Raw genomic sequence first — 3143 nt, 5'->3', positions numbered from 1 at the left:
CAAAGAACGATTTGGACCAAATGGGCCAAGTTTATTTAATTTTTAACAACGTCCCAATTTTAATGGGACACTAGTGATTTATAGAAAATATGAACAAATTAATGATTTTAACAGTATCAATATTATTGCTGTTTTCATGTGGGAATAATCCAAGAAAGGCTATACAGGGAAAAATATATATTAAGTTAATAGATGTGCAAAACTTCTCTGGGTTTTCGTCAAAAGAAATTAACTGGCTAGAAGATTTTGCATATAATAAAGATCAAAAAGAATATTCGAGTTCTGAAAAGAAGTTAGTGGGGTATTATAAGTTCTTGAAAGAACAGAATTTAGTTGGAAAGCCATTTTTCAAGCTGGAAACCGATTCAGGTGAAATAATAAATGTTTTTACAAATAGAGCAGAGTACAATAAAATTGAAAATGAACTCAAAGGTCTTAATAGAGATCAGGAAGAGATTATTGTATTATTTCGTGGGGAAAAAATATCCAAAGGATTTTTTAATGAAGGACTTTATTTTGCAAAAAAAATTATCAGTGTAGAAAAAAAGAAGGGTATAACACATTGGAGAAAATAATCCATCCCTGCGATGTTTGTTACTTTGCACCTCGTTATATTTCAATGACTGGTATATGTGTGGCTCCTTTCTGAGGAGGCTATCCAAACCGTGGTCTGTACAAATTTTGTAATTTGTTTTTAAGTGGGAAGGATTGGAAGGAACTCAGGTATATAATAACCTAAACTCCGCAGAAAAATCGAAAAAAGTGTTTATGTAAAGGTTCCGATAATTTATCATGGTACTGAAAAAATTTTAGAACTTTTAAAACTCAATTAATAGTGAACTGGACAAGGATTTCACGAGGTACCCGGAATACCTAACGGCCGAAGGCATACGCAAGGCCATTATCCGCGTAGAAAATGCCCGCCCGGTACGAAAATACAAGGGTCAGCCGCAAGCGCACAAAAGCGAGCTCCAGTCAAAACAACAGCTCGCCGCGATGTCGGGGGGCTATGAGGACTGTTATGAAATCTGCGAGGATGTTTGGGGAGGGGGCTGTGTGGGTGAAGGCTCCTGGGACCCGGACGATCCGGGGGGGAGGTGATGAGTACTGCTGGGATGAAGTCATTGGTGAGTATTGCTACGATGACTGTATATGGATTGAAGACCCCGACTATCCGGAAGAACCGGACCCCTGTGATGATTTGGGGAATTGGAATGAATGTTATGGGGATGGAGGGGACTATTACCCACCCGATGATATGTATGAGATCATTTTAGACCCCTCATTTATGGGGACTAAAGCAGAATGTGTTTATAATAAGTTAAACAATTTGAGTACAAGTTTTGCGAGTGCAATTAAACAATTTGACGGGGAATTTCCGGTTGCACATTTAAGATTTAAAACAGATGCGACAATGACTTCAAACATTAAAAAGGCTTACACATCCCCTCCTTCTGACTATGTAATTGATGTTGTTCTAAACGGAAATTCATCTAAAGATGCAAGTTATCAACAAAGACCAAACCTATTGGTCGCCAAAACGATCATTCATGAGGTAATTCATGCTGAAATGTTCCGAAAACTTTTATCAATTGCAAATAACGGAGGAAGTTTAGGAGGGCTTACTGCGGAAGATCTCAATAATATGTTTTCCAATGGAGATTATCCGGGAATTTTTGATTACTATACTCGTTACGGGGTTAATGATTTTCAACATAATCAAATGGCAGCTCATTATCGTGATGTAATAGCGGATGCTCTTGAACAATTTGATAATAGTACACATTCGAGCCAATTTTACTTAGATTTAGCTTGGGAAGGACTTATCTATAGTAATGATCCTACATGGTCTACATTGTCTGCATCTGAAAAAAGTAGAATAAAAAATTTAATAGATAACTATATCAATCAAAACAAAAATGAGTCATGTCAGTAGTTAAAGTAGTTGATATTAAATTCGTATTAATAATTGGAATCACCTTATTTTTTTATCAAGTATCCTTTGCTCAAAAAGATTCTGTATATTTTATGTTCGACCAAACATCTAAAGAAACTTTTATAAAGGAAGACGGTAAGGGGAACAAAATTAAAGAATTGTTGTATCGAACTAACAGATTAAATGATAATGAAATTGTTTTTTATATAAAAAGTATTATGTTTTTACACAATGGTCTGGAGATGGAGAACAAACGGCTTATTAGTGGAAATAATAGTAATTCAATTGATTTTCTATCGTCAGAAGAAGTCGTAAAATATATTGAAAAGCTGCAAAAAAAATACCCTTTTGGACCCGAATATTCATCGGAAAAATACCCTAAAATGTTTATAGCAAATGTGAATAAGAGTAAGAGTATTACACTTTACCAGGTGAAATGGCAATATTACATCGAATAGTAAAATAGTTATAGAAATCATCTTGACTTTTTTTGAGAAAACAATATGGAAAAAAAGCGGGGTTTTCGTTGTTTTGGCTATGTGTTCAGGTCTTGTACACGCGCAAACTCCACCTCAACCCGGGGATAATATCCTTGATCCCGAATCGGATAAATTTATCGGGGAATGGCGATGGGTAAACGGGCAGGACACCGTGGAAATAACCCTGAAAAAAGAGAATATCGCCGACCCGTTTGGTGTGGGGTATCGGTTCGATGTGTTAATCGGGTTTCACCGGTATAAAAAAGGAAATACCGTCATTGAAAGTTCATATGCCCATATTGCAACAGATTTCGATGATAAAAAATGGACGCTGTTAGGTGGCTCAGACAATGATGATGCGATGGTATTTTCAGGAAGACTTAAAGACATATCCAAAAATAAATCCGGAAACCTGCGAATGGTATTGAATGCAGACAGGACGCAGTTAACATGGGAACTGAGCAACAGTGAAGGGGTCCGGATTGGAGACTATGATTTGGGTTTTACGCTTCCCAAACAATTAACGCTGCACAAGGCAGATTAGGCGTAAAGTCATCATCCGTGTAGTCAATGGACGCCCGGTATGAAAATACAAGGGCCTGCCGCAGACGGAGAAGGAACAGCTAAAAATTCTCTCACTCCGTGTGGATAAAATCCAGGAGCAAGTTGCCCGGAAACTCCGAAAATTGGAGTAGAAAATATTGCATATACAGGAAAAATTATTTATT

The 3143-nt window shown here is 36.9% G+C and carries 4 protein-coding genes; all 4 read left to right on the top strand.

Annotated elements, in window-relative coordinates; translation table 11 throughout:
- Window positions 1-101 precede the first annotated feature (101 nt).
- Window positions 102-575, top strand: a complete 474-nt coding sequence (locus tag DN748_RS18865; protein WP_146746660.1) for a hypothetical protein — start codon at window positions 102-104, stop codon at window positions 573-575.
- 446 nt (window positions 576-1021) lie between these two features.
- Complete coding sequence (locus DN748_RS18860) at window positions 1022-1936, top strand: hypothetical protein (RefSeq protein ID WP_146746659.1); 915 nt, start codon at window positions 1022-1024, stop codon at window positions 1934-1936.
- Window positions 1927-2394 (top strand): hypothetical protein, encoded by a 468-nt coding sequence (locus tag DN748_RS18855; RefSeq protein WP_112373389.1) that lies wholly within the window; start codon window positions 1927-1929, stop codon window positions 2392-2394. Before DN748_RS18860 ends, DN748_RS18855 begins: the two co-directional genes overlap by 10 nt.
- Window positions 2395-2416: 22 nt before the next feature.
- Window positions 2417-2959 (top strand): DUF6705 family protein, encoded by a 543-nt coding sequence (locus DN748_RS18850; RefSeq protein ID WP_317047448.1) that lies wholly within the window; start codon window positions 2417-2419, stop codon window positions 2957-2959.
- The last annotated feature ends 184 nt before the right edge of the window (window positions 2960-3143 follow it).

Origin of the sequence: Sinomicrobium soli, assembly GCF_003285545.1 — a bacterium.
Lineage (GTDB): Bacteria > Bacteroidota > Bacteroidia > Flavobacteriales > Flavobacteriaceae > Sinomicrobium.
The sequence above is the reverse complement of the archived record's forward strand: the minus strand, read 5'-3'. Positions and strand labels throughout refer to the sequence as shown.

Excerpts from the sequence above, each read along its gene's own strand:
- DN748_RS18865 (WP_146746660.1), top strand. The coding sequence starts at position 102 with ATGATTTTAACAGTATCAATATTATTGCTGTTTTCATGTGGGAATAAT.
- DN748_RS18860 (WP_146746659.1), top strand. The coding sequence starts at position 1,022 with ATGAAATCTGCGAGGATGTTTGGGGAGGGGGCTGTGTGGGTGAAGGCT.
- DN748_RS18855 (WP_112373389.1), top strand. The coding sequence starts at position 1,927 with ATGTCAGTAGTTAAAGTAGTTGATATTAAATTCGTATTAATAATTGGA.